A 16,984-nucleotide genomic window follows, 5' to 3' on the forward strand; every position below is an offset into this window, starting at 1 on the left:
GGATAAAAACAAAAGACTTGGCTAATTAACATTTATTGTTCCTTATACACAATATCTTTTTATAGATTTGACACACATTTATATTAAACAAGCATATTTTATTGTATGACTATATAGTCATACAAATCTAAAGCGTTCATAAAAGCACACTTATATGTGTGCTTTATTTTTCATTAAAACCTACAACATTCTCACACAATATCCATATATTATCTTGATTCCTCTCTAAATATATGGTTTGTCTCAGAGCGCTTTTAACAGCGTTCTTTTTATTTAAATTCCAATTTGTAAGGTTCGATTTTATGATTTACGTTATACACATGCTACGCTACTTTTGAAACAAGGTATACATCCAAAGACTATAAGTGAACACTTCAGTTATAAAGATATGTTCATAACATTAAATCGTTATTCACATGTTTTTCCTAGCATACAGGGGATGCTGTTAAAATATATAGTGAAAGACCATTTGAATAGTAATATTTACAAATATAAAAATACGGTTTCTCCTCTCAAGAGAAACCGCAACATATCAATGCTTTTACTATATTTTAAACTGGCTCGTATACAAATCAAAATAAAACCCTTTATCTTCCATGAGAGATTCATGATCCCCTCTTTCTAAAATTCCCCCATCCTTTATAACAAGGATTTGATCTGCTTTTTCAATTGTTTTAAGTCGGTGAGCGATCACAAAACTTGTGCGACCTCTCATTAAATTATTTAGTCCTGCTTGTATTTGTAATTCTGTTCTTGTGTCAATATTAGATGTCGCTTCATCGAGAATTAATATATCTGCATCTGCTAAAATTGCTCGTGCAATCGCAAGAAGTTGTTTTTGTCCTTGACTTAAATTCGATCCTTCTGAAGCAATTTCTGTTTCATATTGATTTGGCAAATGCTTAATAAAAGAATGTGCAGATGCTGCCTTAGCTGCAGTGATAACTTCTTCATCAGTAGCATCTAAGCGTCCATAACGGATATTATCCATAATTGAACCAGCAAATAAATACGTATCCTGTAAAACTACTCCTATTTTACTTCGTAAAGAATTAATATCATAATCTTTTATATCTTTTCCATCAATATGAATTTGTCCTTGCTGTATATCGTAAAAGCGAGTTAATAAATTAATGATTGTTGTTTTCCCTGATCCAGTCGGACCAACTAAAGCAATTGTCTCTCCTGGCTGCGCTTTAAGACTCACTTCTTTTAAAATCGTTTTATTTTCTGCGTAGCCAAATGAAACATTCTCAAGTGCAACATGCCCTTGTAAATTTTGTACAACGAATGCGTCTTTTTTATTTTGAATTTCTGGTACCTCATCCATAATTTCAAAAACACGTTCTCCACCAGCAACTGCCGCTTGAATTGTATTCATTAAAGTCGCAAATTGACTTAGCGGTCTTGAGAATTGACGAGAATAATTAATAAAAGCCGCAATAACTCCTACTGTTGTCATTCCGTTTAAGACCATAACTGATCCAGTCCCAATGACAAGCCCCATACCTAAGTTATTAATAAAGTTCATACTTGGAAAAATAAAAGCTGAAAATGTATCAGCCTTCGTAGCTGAAACTCTTAGCTGTTCATTAATTTTATTGAACTTTTGTACAGTTTCTTTTTCTTTTCCATACAACGTTGTAACATCCGCACCTGTAATTGCTTCCTCAATAAATCCATTTAATTCACCTAAATCTTTTTGACGCTTCGCAAAGTTTTTACCACTATATGCAACTAGTTTTTTTGTAACGTAAAACATAATAGGTACTGTAATTAAAGTTACAATTGCTAAAATCCAATTTAAAGCGAACATCGCAATCGTTACACCTATAAAAGTTAACGCTGATGAAATAATTTGTACAACACTTTGTGTCAAAGCTTGATTCAAATTATCTATATCATTTGTCACACGGCTCATTAAATCACCTTGGGAACGCACATCAAAGAACCGTAAAGAAAGCGTTTGGATTTTCTCAAAAATATCTTGTCGTATTTTTTGAATTGTTTTTAATGCAACGTTAATCATGACAAATGTTTGTAACCATGTTAAAAGTACAGTTACACCGTAAATCGCGATAAGTAACATACACATTCTTGCTGTACCACTTAAATCTTTCGGTACAATATATTGATCTATAATGACCCCCATAAAATAGGGACCTAATAATCCAAGTAAAGTAGTAACAACGACTAGAAATATAACAAACATAAGAGCAGCTTTTTGGTAGCCCATATAGTTCCATATCCGCATTACAGTTCCTTGAGCATTTTTAGCTTTCCCCATCTTTGGCGTGTTTCGTCCACCTTTATTAGCAAATTGCCCTTGAAAATTACGCATGTTCTTCCCCACCTTCTTTATGCAAATTACCACCTTGGGAAAGATAAATTTCCTGATAAACCTCACTTCGTTCTAACAATTGTTCATGTGTACCATTGCCAACTAATTCACCATTATCTAATACAAGTATTTTATCCGCATCCATTATGGAAGAAATTTTGGACGCGATTAATAAAGTCGTTGTGCCTTTATATTTTGTTTTTAAAGCTGTTTGAATAGTAGCCTCTGATTTTGCATCAACTGCTGATGTAGAATCATCTAATATGAGAATCGGTGGTTTTCTCACAAGTGCCCTTGCAATTGATACACGTTGTTTTTGTCCACCTGATAGATTTGTCGCACCTTGTGTTAAATTATATTGATAAGATTCTTCCAGCTTATTGATAAACTCAGTCGCACAAGCTGATGCAGCTGCTACTTCCAGCTCATCATGTGTTGCATTTTCTTTACCATAACGTAAATTCTCTTCTATACTACCTGAGAACAACAAAGCCTTCTGAGGTACAAACCCTATTGAAGCACGGAGTTTTTGCAAATCATATGTTTTAACATCTATTCCATCTATACATATTTCACCTTGATCCACATCATATAGACGTGGTAACAGTTTCGCTAAGGTAGATTTACCACTTCCAGTTGATCCAATAATCCCTACTTTTTCACCTTTTTGTATGTTAAACGAAATATCTTTTAAAACGTATTCATTATTTTTCGTATAGCTATAACTAACATTTTTAAATTCGATATTCCCCTCGATTTTCTCAGGTTCGATTGCATTCGCTTCGCTTATTATATCAACCTCGGTATTTAACACTTGCTGTACACGATCCGCAGATGGAAAAGCTCTCGCAATTTGAATAAATACCATGCTAATCGACATAAGTGACATTAAAATGATATTCAAGTAATTAATAAATGCCAAAATCGCTCCTACTTGAAGCGTTCCATTGAATACTTTTTCTCCACCAATCCATAATGTTGCGACAATCCCGCCACTTACAACTAGCATAATGATTGGCATCATTAAAGAAATAAGCTGCACAGCTCGAATATTTATCTTCGTTAAATTTGTATTTACACTTCCAAATTGAGCGATTTCATATTTTTGTCTTACATACGCTTTTATAACACGCACACCAGATAAATTTTCTTGTAACTTTGTATTCACTTTGTCCAATGCCTCTTGCACCTTTTTAAATGTACCACTTGCTTTACTTGCAATTAAAATAATCGCAAGTAATAAAATCGGAACAACTACAAGTAATATTGGAAATAACTCTCGCGCTGTTACAAAAACAATAATTATACTTCCGATAAATAACAGTGGACCACGAACGAGAACACGTAATGTCATCGTCATTGCCGATTGAATAGAAGTGATATCATTTGTTACGATCGTTAATAATTTACCTGTTCCAAATGAGTCCCGATTATTACTAGAAAATGTTTCTATTTTCGCAAACACATCTTTTCGTATGTCTGTAGCGAAATTAACAGCTGCTTTTGTAGAATACATCATACACCCAAGCCCTCCAACTAAACCGAGTGCTGCTGCTCCTATCATAAGAAGCCCCATTTTTATTACATAATTTAAATCCCGATTTGCAATCCCAACATCAATGATATGTTGCATAATAGTCGGTTGAATTAAGTCCATCGCAACCTCAAGTACCATAAATAGCGGCCCAATAATAGCGAAGAACATGTATGGTTTTAAATACTGTAATAACTTACGAAATGATTTCATACATAATCTCCTTTTCCCATGAAATTACCACTGAATAATTCATATCCCTCCTTATTTAAGCGATATATTTTGTAATTTCTTCATTACTTCTATTATATTATGTAAATTAATATTTAACATTATTAAATGATAAGTATTAATGACTTTCTGGTCAATAAATGTGCTTTATATTATGTAAATACAAAAACCGCATTCTTAATGAAAAGAATACGGTTTTTCATCTATATTTCTTCAATTGTAAAATTTAAAAACTCAGTCTCAAATCCCTTATTTTTAGAAGGACTACACGTGTAAAAACCTATTTTAATAGGCTCATTCCCTATATCCTCCATTAGATGAGCGATTCTTATTTGTTCCCATTGATGGCTCTTTTTCACATATATTGTATAATCACCGCGTTTTCGAATAATTCGAAAACAAAGTTGTTGCTTAGCTGCTTCAGTTGGATAATCTTGCGTTGACCAGTCAGAATATCCATTATTCGTTACGACAGCACCTAAGTGAGATGGCCCTTCAGGGATATATTCCAAAGATGTTTTTAGCCAACAGTTCTCCGAAATCATAACAAAAAGACCTGCTTGATCGAATTTTGAATTTGGATTCATACGTAACTGAACTTCAGCTTGAAAGTCTGTCATCATCTCATTATAAAATACATGACCATTCATTACTTCAAAACCATAATGTGTTTTAAGCCAAAAATCAGTTTCTGCTTTCGAACGGACAATAAACGCATGATTATCATTAATCTTATAGTACTCAGGTACATTCATTATAGTGAGTTGCTCAATACGTTCTGGTATATACGATATATTCATAGTTCCTCCATAATAAAGCATTTATATAGACATTTAAAACTCCGCTAATACTGGGAATTTATAACCTTTAAAATCTAACTCTTTATCACTTCGCACCATTAAATACTTGCTAGACTGTAATTCTGTAAACTGTATATCCTCAACCCCTAATTGATCCGGAGAAAAATAAAATTCGATTTCAGTAAACCTTTCATTGATTTCTCCACATAATTCATCTAAAACCGGAAGTACTGGCGCAAATACTCCAAATAATTTCAACTTTTCATTGTCTACTTCATAAACGATTAAAGCATCTAGTTTCTCTGAATAATACAATTTCTCATTCCATTCCGAATCATACATATTCAAATAAAATGAAGGATGGAAGTTTAAAGTTGAAAAACTATTTGAAAGTCTTTGGCTACTATCAATAGTTTCATGTATTAACTGTCTATTCTCTATATTATAGAAATCTAACTTTTTAAGTAGTGAATCGTTATTATTAATATTTTTATCATATGGTATAGTCATCAAATATTCCTGCACAACTTTAAACCCAAATGCTGTATATAGTTCAGGTTTTTCCGTAAACAATAATGCACATTCACATTTCTTATCGATTTCTTCTATCATTTTATCCATTAATTGTGTCATTAGCCCTTGTCTACGGAAATTAGGGTGTGTCATTACTGATTGAATACCCGCTGCATTTATTTTTTCACCATTAATTAATAATGGGAGTGAAAATGCCGCAACATTTGCAATCACTTTATCTTCTTGTAAAAACGATAAAGCTTTATATGTATCATCCCAATATCCTTTATCCGAAAAATCATTCAATGTTTGAGTTTTAATTCCAAACACTTCTTCAAATAAAGGAAATAACTGCTCTCTTTTCGGTTCTTCTATTAGAAGACTTGCCAATTTTTCAACATTCCCCATGTTGTACCTCCAAATATTAAATTCCATTAAATTAGATATACTTATATGACCTACTCTTAAAAATAGAGGTCTTACCAATCAATATACTATCATAAAACATAAAAAAAAAGTCTAATTAATTTTATGTTTTGACTATTTGAAAATAAGTCGAATAAAACAATATTAAGATTTCTGGATATTAATTAGTTTATTATATAAAAATAGCGCTTTCTAATTAGCTTTTACTAATAGAAATACACTATTTATAATAAAATATTTTTATTCTTTTATCCCTTCAAGTCTTTCCTTCGTATTAATTTCTTCTCCACTTATACGCTTTTCAAAAGACTTTCTCCAACTATTTGAAAGTGCATTTACTTCTAATATCCTTTTTACCCCTTCAATATTTTGTTTTTCCTTATGCATGATACGATTAGCAAACGCTACTGAAACACCTTTTGGATCAGACTGTAGTTTTTTTAAGGTATCGACTGATGATACCCATCCTTCTTTTAATACACGAAAATAAAATCCTGTATATCCTGTTTCTTGAAAATATAGTGGTAACTTTGGAATATTATATTTTTTTGCTAATTTAAAACAAGGTTGCCTTGGCTATGTTACCTGTACGATTGCCTGTCCTAGCTCAAACGTATCACCAATACAAACATCCTCTTCCCGCATACCACTAACTGTTATATTTTCTCCGAAAGCCCCATATACAAGATCTTGATTCAATTCTTTTTCCCAGTATGGATAGTGATCACCAGTATAAACACAAACTGCTTTATCTACTCCTCCATGATGAACTAAGTCAGCTTGTCCATCCCCATTAAATTTTACAAAGGATAAATATACCGGTTCTTTTACTTGTTTCTTATTTATGCCTGTATGAATTACCTTTCCGCCGTATGTAACCTCTTTTGGTAATCCTATATTTAAAGATAATAATTGATATTCATTAGCCATTCTATTTCCTCCTTTACAGGTGTTACATGTATTTTCTCTCGATTAATTTTTACAAACCTCTCTGTTATATAGAGATGATTATAAAATCTCTAAAATCATTGTTCAATTCAATTATTTATATAATAATGATAGGTATAACCTATTATTATACTTGAGGTGATTCCAATCGAATTACGACAACTTGAATACTTTTTAGCTGTTTCAAAAGAATTACATTTCACAAAAGCAGCTGAGAAATTAAATATTTCACAGCCTTCTCTAAGTCAACAAATACGTGCATTAGAGCATGAAGTAGGAATGCCACTTTTCGATCGAATTGGTAAAAAAATATCTTTAACTGAAGCAGGGAAGATTTTATTATCACATAGTAAAACCATTTTTCATGAAGTCGAACAAGCTCGTTCAGCTATTCAAGACCTAAACGGATTACAGCAAGGTTCCTTAACAATAGGGGCTTTGTTAACCGTCGTAAATTATTTACTACCACCAGCTATTTTAAATTTTAATAATTTATATCCCAATATAGAGCTTTCTGTATTAGGGCTTCGTACAGGAGATATTCGTGAAAAATTATTACAAAACGAACTAGATATTGGAATTACATTTCTCCCGGTGCAAGATAAAGAGATTATCTCCATCCCTCTATACAAAAGCGATCTTACATTAGTCGTGCCCACTGGTCATCGATTAGCTGAACGTAATCATGTATCTATTGCTGAATTACAGAACTACCCTTTAATTCTTTTACCTAAAAATTTCTTTTTAACCGAACTAATTACATCTCATTGTCAAAAATTCAACTTTAAACCAAGGCCAATTTTAGAAATTAGTACGATGGAATCTTTAATCCAGATGGTTTCTAAAGGAATGGGAATTACAGTGTTACCCAAACCATATATAGACTTTTTACAAAATAAAAACATTCAAGCTATTAAAATAGAAACCCCTACTCCAACAATTGAAATAGGGCTAATTTATAGAAAAGATAAATATATGTGTGCTGCAACTCGAGAATTTATTGAGCAACTAAAAATCACAGTACGTTCTTTCCAAAACTAAACAAAAGAGATTATCCTATGAAACCGTTTCACAACGATCTAGTAGAATAATCTCTTTTCAAAACAAAGTAAACATTATATTTAACTCTTATAAACTTTAATGTACCCAATTAAAGTTTTGTTAATATTGCTATAATAGCTTGATTTCAAAATAAAGTAGTTTGGATATCAAATGAGCAAAATACTTTCTTGAACCCACTTATAAGCAATCATCTAATTCATGAAACTAAGACACTTATTTATCAAAACAAAAGGAGAATTTATGTATGATTAATTGCAAACCAATTGATGAATTAACTATTGAAGACCTAAAACAAAACCCCATATGGGAATGGGCAATAGATGAAGAGGAAAATGAAGAACATGACGAAACATGGATAAAACCAGCAACAACTACTAATTTTACAGAGGAGTTAAACGGTTCAATCGTACTAGGCGAACTATTCTTACATAATGGTGAAAAATTCCCTATGATGTGTGAAATTGACATTGAAAATAACGAGGCAGTAATTCGTTCTGTTGTTTATTATAACGAAACAGAAAATGAGTATATTGCTATAGAAGATATTGTGAAAACGGTCGAAATGCCGTTATCGATTATTATTAACCTTACAATTCATGCAGAATCCAAAACCTTACGCTTCACTGCACATAAAGTAGATATTTATAAAAATTCAATAACAACTAATTTAAAGTAAAGTTGGTCGAAATATAGAAAACTATTATGAAATAAAAACTGGGAAATCATTAACGATTTCCCAGTTTTTTAAACTATATTAAAGTATCCCCTTTTCCACTAAAGTCTCTGCGATTTGAACTGAATTCCAAGCCGCACCTTTTAATAGGTTATCGGAAACAATCCAGAGGTGGAATCCGTTTGGCGTATCAGGATCTTTACGTATTCTTCCGACAAATGTATCTATTTTCCCTTCTGCATATAATGGCATTGGATACAGCTGTTCACTAGGGTTATCCTGCAAAATAACACCTGGTGCACCCATTAATACTTCCTTAATTTCCGCAACGGTTGCTTCTTTTTCCAGTTCTATATAAACCGATTCTGAATGCCCTGATACAACTGGAACACGTACACAAGTAGCTGCCATTTTCAGGTTTTCATCTTCTAATATTTTCTTCGTTTCTTGAATCATTTTTACTTCTTCAAAAGTAAAATCATTGTCTGTAAATATATCTACTTGAGGCAGTACATTAAACGCTATTGGGTAATGTTTTTTATCTTTTTTCGCCGGTAATATATTACTTTTCACTTCTTCACCAGCAAGCATAGACTTAGCCTGCTCTTGTAATTCATGAATCGCATGAATTCCAGAACCCGATACAGCTTGATATGTTGAAACGATAATTCTTTCTAAACCGAATGATTTTCGAATCGGCTGAAGTGCTGTTACCATCTGTAATGCTGAACAATTTGGAACTGCAATGATACCTTTATGCTGTTTTAAAGTGTGCGCATTCACTTCCGGAACAACGAGCGGTACATCTTGAGCCATTCGGTACTCACTTGTGTTATCAATTACAATCGCACCACTAGAAACTGCATGAGTTACAAATTGTCTAGATACTTCTCCCCCAGCGCTAAAAAAGGCAATATCTACACCTTCAAAGCTAGTTGTTTTTGCCTCTTGTATAATTATCTCTCGTCCTTTGAATCTTACTTTCTTATCAGCGGATCGTTTTGACGAAAGCAATGTAACTTCAACTATATTAAACTTCATTTCATTCTCTAACAGTTCAATAATTTTTTGCCCTACCGCACCTGTAGCCCCAACAACAGCTACATGATAGCCCTTTTTGATCATCTTTTCTCCTCCAATATCACCTGAATGAATATTTCTACAATTTCATTTTATACAAAATTTAATCATTTGGAAAATTAAAATACATGATATAATCATTCACAAATCATGATAATAAAAGAGGGATCGCTTATGGAAATGAGACATGTTAAAACATTTTGCGCCATTGTGAAGTATGGTAATTTTTCTAAAGCTGCGCATGCGCTAGGTTATGCGCAATCTACTGTTACAGCACATATGAAAGCTTTAGAGAACGATTTACATATTCCTCTTTTCGATCGGTTAGGAAAAAAAGTGCTACTTACAAAAGCAGGTCATCAATTTCATCCTTATGCATTAGAATTACTTTCAATATATGAAAAAGCGCAAGAAATCCCCCAAAATACAGATTATTTAGAAGGTACATTAAGTATTACATCTAATGAATCATTAGCGGTATACCGATTACCACAATTATTACGTACTTACAAACAGAAAAATCCGAAAGTAAATATCGTACTTGAAACAAACACAAATGAACAAGCATTACAAAAATTACGTGAAGGAGAAACAGACGTTGTCTTCATAATTGGAGAAAGTATAGAACATAATGATTTTATTACGCGAACTTTTAGTAATGAAACATTTGGATGGATTTTACCAGCTTATTCCGCTGCACATACAAATCCATTCCAGTTATTACAGGACACCCAGTTCATTTTTACAGAACAAAGCTGTGGCTATAGGCCAATGGTAGATCGTTTTTTACGTCAAAGCGAAAATATTCCAGCTAAAACATTTGAAACTTCCAATGTTGAAGTCATTAAACAATCCGTCATGTGTGAGTTAGGCATTTCAATTCTTCCTTATATCGTTGTACAAGAAAGTTGCCAAAAAGAACAACTATGTTTTCAGCCTATCGAAACTCCATCCGTTATTCAAAGTCATGTAATCTATCATAAATCTAGATGGATTTCCCCGGTATTACAGTCGTTTCTTTCCTTACTTGAACGAGATTAAGAAATTAAGAAGTACATATAAAAAGAGTAATTGCCTAATAAGCAATTACTCTCTTTCATTAATTAGTATATTATTTATTAGTCTGTCCCCCACCTGCAATTAATTTACTACCTGAATATGTACCTTTGTTCATAAACACTTGATTAATTAATTCTTTTTGCTCAGCTTCCGACATTACTCCTTTTCCTTCTCCTAAATTCCCACTTTGTAATTTCCAAATCTTATTATGATCCCCATCAACTTTTTCATATTTTCCTTGTTTCCATCGTTCTAAAATTTCTACATATGTACTTCCCTGTACAAGATCATTACTCTTTACAATATCAATTAAACTTTCAATCCGTTCTTGTGTAATAAAAATATAGCCCCACTTTTGATCAGCTTTCGCTTTTTGATGTGCCATTTCATGTAATGCTGTCTGTATGTTCTCATCTGTCCATTTAAAATTTTTATTAAAACCACTATTCGGCAATGAATAATTGCCATTTTCTAAAAGCTTTGCATCTTCTGCTTTTACGTTACTATCAGCTAATACTTCTACTGCTGGAGCAGCTGGTGATGCCTTTTTCGCAGCTGGTTTACTATTATTTAAATAATGCAGCATACCATATGTTAAACCTACTCCGATTACCGCCATACCAGCTATAACACCTATTATTTTCAAAAATGTTTTCATCTCGCTTGTTTCCTCCCAAATATCTCTGTTCTGACTACCTAATTATTTCTTATATAAAAACTGTTACTTCATTCAAAATATCGCATCCCCTATCATATTATTTATATATACTTCCTCATATTGTATTTCTTTTTCTTTAAAATTGAAAGATTATTCTGTTAAATAATGAAAATATTCTACAAATTTTTCCTTTATATTTATAAAGAAACAAAAAAAACAACGAGCGCGTTCTACAACACTCGTTGTTTTTACTTTATGCACGATTTTCTTTTAACCACTTCGTAATAGCATCTAACCTCGAAACATTAAAACGTCTTTCTTCACACACGTTCAAATTTTTTGAGTTTCTCACTATTTCTAATTCATTATTTCTTACACTTTTCGCCTCAATTAATTTACAATACCCATCTGTAACAGTATTTAAATTTTCATAATAACGCTGAAACGATTTTGATATATGTAAATGTTTTTCAAAGTTTCTTCTTCTTTTCGTCTCATCAGATACTTTCCGCTTTCTAAGTTCTTCATCGTTCGTATATAAATAAAAATATTGATCCGGAAAACCAATTTCCCTATTTATCATCTTTTCTTTATAAAAATTTTCTATTAAAGATAATGGCTGATTAAATATATCAAAATGAAAGCACCAATTATAACTAAGTGGTTGATATATATCCCCATCGAGTATTACTAATTCATATTGCTCTGACTTCTGAACAGCTATATTCCAGCGCTCAACTTGTTTTTCAAAATACCATGTTCTATGTTCATTTTTTGGCCTTTCAAATAAAGAATTCACTTCAGGTATTATATAAGCACCATAATTCTTTTCTAATTCACGGCACGTGGTACTTTTACCAACAGCGCTTGCTCCCTCAAATGCTATTATCCCCATAGTTTCCCCCTCTTTCATTAACTACAATTTCGTTGTTTCGCTTTTCTTCCCCATAACTTTCTCCATAAAACAATTGAAGCGATAGTGAGCATGATTGTTGTAATGATACTACCTTCAATTCCGAACGTGCCTCCATGCAATGTTTCTGGTCCATTTGTTATAGACTTAAAAATTGGAGTAGAATATACAGTTGTGCCACTAACTGCAAAGCCATATACATTATATTGAGCCCAGTTCCAAATTGAGTGCCATGCACATATTCCCCACAGACCATCTTCTTTCAATACGTATAAAGCTGCGAAAACACCCACTAATATTATATTCGATATAGATAATATTGTAATTCCCGGATTAAGTAGATGAAGAAATCCAAATAAAAATGAAGTTACAATTATTCCAACCCATATACGACTTCTAACAGAAAGAACCGGGAATAACCAACCTCGTACAATAATTTCTTCCGTTGCCCCTTGTATTAAAAATGCAACTAGAGATCCTACTATTCCTACTATTACTGTTGAGGTAATATGTTGTACTTGCAATTTCACACTCCCCATTAATAATAGTAGAATAACTGGCGTTGAAATAAATACAAACCCTATTAACGCACCTTTTAAATACTTTCTCATCCATTTCTCTTTCCAAAAGCCAATGGATGAAAAAGGTCTTTTTTCTACAAAACGAACCCATATAAATAAAATAAATATAGCTCCGCCAAACGTTAACACCATTCTAACATTGTCATAAATACCTTTCATGAATATCGTTTCAGCTTTTGGTAAAAATAACATAAATAACATAAAAAGTTCGCCTAAAGTCAAAAATATAATGGCTAATATTACAGCAAAGACTGGATGCACCTTTTTTCTCCCTGCTTTTGCTGCTTCAATTATTATAAATGAATTATTTTTCACTTTCTTTTCTCCTTTTATAATATTTAACTACTAACAGTTAACAACCATATTTTACCATAAAAAATGCAATATTAATATTTACTCTAAGTTTTTCTTACATGATTTTGCATAAATCCAAATTAGGAATAATATATAAATAAAAGAGGTGCCTTTGTGCCTTTACTATTATCACCCAGATTACTCAGTGGTATTACCAGCACTTGCTATTTCCAACCATTTGTTGTAAGATAGTAATTAAGGTCAATTTAACACTATATTTTCTTTGCATATTATCAAGTATCAATCAGGGACATTTTGTACTCCTTATGGGTTTTTGATAATATGTGAACTTTTATTTTCATTCAAATAAGGCCGATCATATTGTAATTTTTCTACTTTTAGGAGGCATTACCATGACATTAACAGGTAAAGTAAAATGGTTTAACAGCGAAAAAGGTTTCGGTTTCATCGAAGTTGCAGACGGTAACGACGTATTCGTTCACTTCTCAGCTATCACTGGCGACGGCTTCAAGTCTCTTGACGAAGGTCAAGAAGTTAGCTTCGAAGTTGAAGAAGGTAACCGCGGACCTCAAGCTAAAAACGTTGTAAAGCTATAATTCAAACAATAAAAAGGTTGTTACCAGCAAGGTTAACAACCTTTTTAATATATAACTAAAATTTTTTACATAAAAGGAGTGGTTACATGTATCGCAATCGAAAGAACGATGTAGCAGAAGTACCACCAGAACAAACCCCTGTTTGGGAATGTGAATCAGAGGATTGTTTAGGATGGATGAGAAAGAACTTTTCATTTGAAGAAGAGCCTAAATGCCCTTTATGTAAAAGTAGCATGAAAAGCGGAGAACGTTTATTACCTAAATTAGGTTAATTTATAATAAAAAAAACCTCTTTTAATTAAGAGGTTTTTTTTATTATAAATTTATGTCCTCAACATCAGTTCGCACTATAGAATACAATAATGCATCGTGTTGCTTATTTCCTTGATGAATATATCCACGCAATAGACCTTCCTTTTGGAAGCCAATTTTAGATAACATTCTACAAGAAGTATCATTTTCAGGATATGTAATAGCTCCAATTCTAAACAAACCTAAATCTTTAAATCCATAATCAATAATTTCTCGAGCTGCTTCTGAAGCGTAACCATTTCCCCAATAACGAGGATGCAGGTCATATCCAATCTCAGATCGTTTACTCCATAATTGTAAATTGTTTAGTCCAATTGTTCCTATTAAAACGTTCGTTTCTTTTAACACAATTCCCCATCGTATTGCCTTTTTCTCAAAGTAATTTTTCGAAAAAGATTCGATCATACGTGAAGCTTGTCCAAACTCCGTAAAAGAATTCATACCGTAATAACACGTTACTTCATCCAATGAAAAGATTTCATATATTTTTTGACAATAAGATTGTTCTATTTCAACTAAACGTAAGCGTTCTGTTTCTAATATAGGAAATGCCATAGGATCACTCCTTTCTCTCTACTCATTCATTATATCAGAAAAAATATTTATAATTACTAAAGTCCTTATTGTTCCATAAATCAAACATTTCTAATGACGCATTCCCTCTTTATTCTATATACACGAATTGGATACCTTCTGATTACTACTCAAACATTACGCTATAATTTCCATAAATCGAATTTCAAATTATCAAGAACTGTAAAAAAAATTGTTTCTTCATTTTCTCCTTCTAAACAACCACCCTAACCCATACATTTATGGTAAAATATAGTTAATCTATTTTACGCTATGGAGGTGTAAAAATCTATGTATATATTCATCGGTTTATCCCTCTTACTCATATTACTTATTTTTTTATTCGCAAAAAAATTCACACCAAACTCATTCATGATGACTAGCTTTAAAGGCAATAGCTTTAAGACATTTTCAATCGGTATTTTAATCGCTGCCATACTCTCACTTTCATATGGAACTTATCATGCAGTAACATATCAACCTAGTTATTTAGATATTAAATTAAAAAATCAAAACTACACTGTTTTCGGTAATGTAGGCGAATTCGGTTATTTCTCCGAAGAATTATTAAAAAAAGATACAGAAGTACAACTATATTTCGTCTCTTGGAAAACAATACAGTTAAAAAATCCGGTAATACTTATAGAATATCCTTCAGGAAAACAAGAAACATGGAAGCCAAATATCGTATCAATACCGGTAAATAAATTACAAGAAAAACTTGATATAAAAGATATTTATCAACTATCACCGTATTCATTTAAAGAGTCTGGAGAAATAATATTAACAATAAAAGAAAACAATGTAAAAAACAATACAATTTCCATTCAAATAAAATAAATAAAAACTGTTCCTCCATTTTGCTGAAGGGACAGTTTTTATTTATTCTACAGTATTATTTATTTAATGTATCCATTATTTCATTGGCTATATTCTTTCCATTTCCAATACACGCACCAATTCCAACACCATAATATGAGGCACCAGCTAAATATACATTTGGATAAAGATTCGTCATTTTTTCTTGTAATGCTTGAACCGCTTGATTATGTTCTAAATGATATTTCGGCATTAAATCTTTCCAATTTGTAACTTCAACTACTTCTGGTTCACCTTTAATTCCGAGACTCTTTTCAATATCATATAAAGCGACTCGTACTAATTCTTCTTCACTGTAATTCTTGATTGTTTCATATACCGGATTGGTACTCTTATAAAACATTCTAACTAATAATTTTTGTTTACCCGATGTATGTTTCCACTTTCGACTTGTCCATGTACAAGCATCACAATGTAAATCACTGTTTTCTGTTACAATAAACCCCGTACCATCAGCTGGTAGTTGTTCATCTAGTATGTCAAATCCTAAATAAATACTTATAAGAGATGAGTTTTTAAATGTATTAAACTGCTCATTTAACTCATTAGACTGTAATAAAGTTTGAGCTATATCATGTGGAGCTGCTAAAACAACATAATCAGCTTGTATTGTTTCATGATTTGCAAAAGAAATCTCATATCGATCTTCTTGTTTACTTACAGCCGTCGTTATAGCACCTTTTTTTACGACAGTTTCAGTCAGCACTTCTTCTAAGCGATTAATTATCGTAGATAGTCCACCTTTAAATGATACGAATTTTTTATTTCCTGCTGATTGAAATTGTTTTTTATTCTCTTCAAAACCTTTAATAATACTTCCATACTTATTTTTATAATCCAGTAAATACGGTAATGTAGATGCCATTGTAAGCTCATTCAATTTACCAGAATATACACCTGAAAGCACAGGAGCAATTTGTCTTTCCACTAACTCTTTCCCTAAAAAGCTTTCTAAAAATAAAGCAAGTGATGTATCTTTCGTAAACTCTTTATTTTTCGTTATGAAATCTTTTAAAGCTACGATTTTCCCCTTCGTTGAGACTAGCGTACTGCTAAACAACGACTGGGCGCTCATCGGTATCCCAAATATAGTATCAGAAGGAATCGGATGTAACATGTTTTCAGAATATATGTAAGAAATACCCGTTTCATTATATACCATTTCATTTTCTAAATTTAAATCTTTTACAAGTGGCATAACATGTTCATTGCGAGCAACGATTGAATCCGCCCCTGACTCCATAATGAAATCCTTTTCTTCCACACTATGGATTTTACCACCTAAATACTCTTCTTTCTCAATAAGAATTAAATTTAAATCGATATTATAATCCTTTTTTAATTTTTCTAAATAAAACATAGTAGAAAGTCCCGTTATACCTCCACCGATAACAACAACTGTTTTCATATGTGCTGCGCTCCTAACCGATACAATTAATAATTCCTTTTTATTATAACCAAAAGTCCTTATATTCGACTAGCAAGTTGCG

Annotated in this window: 16 protein-coding genes and 1 pseudogene; 6 read left to right on the forward strand and 11 right to left on the reverse strand. The window is 32.1% G+C overall.

The window, feature by feature from the left end:
- Positions 1-544: 544 nt before the first annotated feature.
- The 5 genes and pseudogenes from M1D66_RS15300 to M1D66_RS15320 form a co-directional block, all read right to left on the reverse strand.
- The gene (locus M1D66_RS15300; RefSeq protein WP_049107668.1) at positions 545-2,341 is read right to left on the reverse strand and encodes an ABC transporter ATP-binding protein; all 1,797 of its coding nucleotides are present in this window, start codon (positions 2,339-2,341) and stop codon (positions 545-547) included.
- Positions 2,334-4,088 carry an ABC transporter ATP-binding protein gene (locus M1D66_RS15305; protein WP_000834783.1) on the reverse strand — a complete coding sequence of 585 codons (1,755 nt, stop codon included), beginning with the start codon at positions 4,086-4,088 and terminating at the stop codon, positions 2,334-2,336. The genes M1D66_RS15300 and M1D66_RS15305 overlap by 8 nt, the downstream gene beginning before the upstream one ends.
- A gap of 221 nt (positions 4,089-4,309) precedes the next feature.
- The gene (locus tag M1D66_RS15310; RefSeq protein ID WP_001027679.1) at positions 4,310-4,906 is read right to left on the reverse strand and encodes a DUF1349 domain-containing protein; all 597 of its coding nucleotides are present in this window, start codon (positions 4,904-4,906) and stop codon (positions 4,310-4,312) included.
- Between the two features lie 33 nt (positions 4,907-4,939).
- Positions 4,940-5,827 carry a GNAT family N-acetyltransferase gene (locus tag M1D66_RS15315; RefSeq protein WP_242554584.1) on the reverse strand — a complete coding sequence of 296 codons (888 nt, stop codon included), beginning with the start codon at positions 5,825-5,827 and terminating at the stop codon, positions 4,940-4,942.
- 258 nt (positions 5,828-6,085) lie between these two features.
- Positions 6,086-6,775: pseudogene (locus M1D66_RS15320) on the reverse strand (MOSC domain-containing protein).
- Positions 6,776-6,931: 156 nt separating this feature from the next.
- Between M1D66_RS15320 and M1D66_RS15325 the strand changes: the two are divergent.
- Both M1D66_RS15325 and M1D66_RS15330 read left to right on the forward strand, forming a co-directional pair.
- Positions 6,932-7,834: a LysR family transcriptional regulator gene (locus M1D66_RS15325; protein ID WP_242283878.1), complete on the forward strand. Its 903-nt coding sequence runs from the start codon at positions 6,932-6,934 to the stop codon at positions 7,832-7,834.
- A 265-nt stretch (positions 7,835-8,099) separates the two neighbouring features.
- A complete protein-coding gene (locus M1D66_RS15330) occupies positions 8,100-8,531 on the forward strand; it encodes a hypothetical protein (protein WP_242283875.1) in 432 nt (143 codons plus the stop codon).
- A gap of 78 nt (positions 8,532-8,609) precedes the next feature.
- Here M1D66_RS15330 and M1D66_RS15335 read toward each other — a convergent pair whose 3' ends face one another.
- Positions 8,610-9,653, reverse strand: a complete 1,044-nt coding sequence (locus M1D66_RS15335; RefSeq protein ID WP_242554585.1) for an aspartate-semialdehyde dehydrogenase — start codon at positions 9,651-9,653, stop codon at positions 8,610-8,612.
- Between the two features lie 129 nt (positions 9,654-9,782).
- On the opposite strand from M1D66_RS15335, the gene M1D66_RS15340 reads away from it, so the two are divergent.
- Positions 9,783-10,649 (forward strand): LysR family transcriptional regulator, encoded by an 867-nt coding sequence (locus tag M1D66_RS15340; protein ID WP_242554586.1) that lies wholly within the window; start codon positions 9,783-9,785, stop codon positions 10,647-10,649.
- Between the two features lie 70 nt (positions 10,650-10,719).
- Here the strand turns inward: M1D66_RS15340 and M1D66_RS15345 are convergent, their stop codons facing one another.
- The 3 genes from M1D66_RS15345 to M1D66_RS15355 all read right to left on the reverse strand — a co-directional run bounded on the left by M1D66_RS15345 (position 10,720) and on the right by M1D66_RS15355 (position 13,134).
- On the reverse strand, positions 10,720-11,325 hold the full coding sequence (locus M1D66_RS15345) for a PRK06770 family protein (protein WP_000846982.1): 606 nt from the start codon (positions 11,323-11,325) through the stop codon (positions 10,720-10,722).
- 253 nt (positions 11,326-11,578) lie between these two features.
- The gene (locus tag M1D66_RS15350) at positions 11,579-12,238 is read right to left on the reverse strand and encodes an AAA family ATPase (protein ID WP_242283872.1); all 660 of its coding nucleotides are present in this window, start codon (positions 12,236-12,238) and stop codon (positions 11,579-11,581) included.
- Positions 12,238-13,134 (reverse strand): CPBP family intramembrane glutamic endopeptidase, encoded by an 897-nt coding sequence (locus M1D66_RS15355; protein ID WP_242554587.1) that lies wholly within the window; start codon positions 13,132-13,134, stop codon positions 12,238-12,240. The genes M1D66_RS15350 and M1D66_RS15355 overlap by 1 nt, the downstream gene beginning before the upstream one ends.
- A 392-nt stretch (positions 13,135-13,526) precedes the next feature.
- Here M1D66_RS15355 and cspD point away from each other — a divergent pair, with 392 nt between their 5' ends.
- A complete protein-coding gene (gene cspD / locus M1D66_RS15360) occupies positions 13,527-13,730 on the forward strand; it encodes a cold-shock protein CspD (protein WP_000176366.1) in 204 nt (67 codons plus the stop codon).
- Between the two features lie 86 nt (positions 13,731-13,816).
- Complete coding sequence (locus M1D66_RS15365) at positions 13,817-14,002, forward strand: cold-shock protein (RefSeq protein WP_000286203.1); 186 nt, start codon at positions 13,817-13,819, stop codon at positions 14,000-14,002.
- A gap of 43 nt (positions 14,003-14,045) precedes the next feature.
- Here the strand turns inward: M1D66_RS15365 and M1D66_RS15370 are convergent, their stop codons facing one another.
- A complete protein-coding gene (locus M1D66_RS15370) occupies positions 14,046-14,597 on the reverse strand; it encodes a GNAT family N-acetyltransferase (RefSeq protein ID WP_242554588.1) in 552 nt (183 codons plus the stop codon).
- A gap of 309 nt (positions 14,598-14,906) precedes the next feature.
- Between M1D66_RS15370 and M1D66_RS15375 the strand changes: the two genes are divergently transcribed.
- Positions 14,907-15,455: a hypothetical protein gene (locus M1D66_RS15375; RefSeq protein WP_242554589.1), complete on the forward strand. Its 549-nt coding sequence runs from the start codon at positions 14,907-14,909 to the stop codon at positions 15,453-15,455.
- 55 nt (positions 15,456-15,510) lie between these two features.
- Here the strand turns inward: M1D66_RS15375 and M1D66_RS15380 are convergent, their stop codons facing one another.
- A complete protein-coding gene (locus M1D66_RS15380; protein WP_048538736.1) occupies positions 15,511-16,902 on the reverse strand; it encodes a protoporphyrinogen oxidase in 1,392 nt (463 codons plus the stop codon).
- Between the last annotated feature and the right edge of the window lie 82 nt (positions 16,903-16,984).

Source organism: Bacillus sp. PK6-16 (assembly GCF_056530295.1).

What these genes read in the sequence shown, in the direction of transcription:
- M1D66_RS15350 (WP_242283872.1), bottom strand. Translation starts at nt 12,238, where the DNA reads ATGAAAGAGGGGGAAACTATGGGGATAATAGCATTTGAGGGAGCAAGC.
- M1D66_RS15380 (WP_048538736.1), bottom strand. Translation starts at nt 16,902, where the DNA reads ATGAAAACAGTTGTTGTTATCGGTGGAGGTATAACGGGACTTTCTACT.
- M1D66_RS15365 (WP_000286203.1), top strand. Translation starts at nt 13,817, where the DNA reads ATGTATCGCAATCGAAAGAACGATGTAGCAGAAGTACCACCAGAACAA.
- M1D66_RS15340 (WP_242554586.1), top strand. Translation starts at nt 9,783, where the DNA reads ATGGAAATGAGACATGTTAAAACATTTTGCGCCATTGTGAAGTATGGT.
- M1D66_RS15375 (WP_242554589.1), top strand. Translation starts at nt 14,907, where the DNA reads ATGTATATATTCATCGGTTTATCCCTCTTACTCATATTACTTATTTTT.
- cspD (WP_000176366.1), top strand. Translation starts at nt 13,527, where the DNA reads ATGACATTAACAGGTAAAGTAAAATGGTTTAACAGCGAAAAAGGTTTC.
- M1D66_RS15335 (WP_242554585.1), bottom strand. Translation starts at nt 9,653, where the DNA reads ATGATCAAAAAGGGCTATCATGTAGCTGTTGTTGGGGCTACAGGTGCG.
- M1D66_RS15300 (WP_049107668.1), bottom strand. Translation starts at nt 2,341, where the DNA reads ATGCGTAATTTTCAAGGGCAATTTGCTAATAAAGGTGGACGAAACACG.
- M1D66_RS15330 (WP_242283875.1), top strand. Translation starts at nt 8,100, where the DNA reads ATGATTAATTGCAAACCAATTGATGAATTAACTATTGAAGACCTAAAA.
- M1D66_RS15305 (WP_000834783.1), bottom strand. Translation starts at nt 4,088, where the DNA reads ATGAAATCATTTCGTAAGTTATTACAGTATTTAAAACCATACATGTTC.
- M1D66_RS15310 (WP_001027679.1), bottom strand. Translation starts at nt 4,906, where the DNA reads ATGAATATATCGTATATACCAGAACGTATTGAGCAACTCACTATAATG.
- M1D66_RS15370 (WP_242554588.1), bottom strand. Translation starts at nt 14,597, where the DNA reads ATGGCATTTCCTATATTAGAAACAGAACGCTTACGTTTAGTTGAAATA.
- M1D66_RS15345 (WP_000846982.1), bottom strand. Translation starts at nt 11,325, where the DNA reads ATGAAAACATTTTTGAAAATAATAGGTGTTATAGCTGGTATGGCGGTA.
- M1D66_RS15315 (WP_242554584.1), bottom strand. Translation starts at nt 5,827, where the DNA reads ATGGGGAATGTTGAAAAATTGGCAAGTCTTCTAATAGAAGAACCGAAA.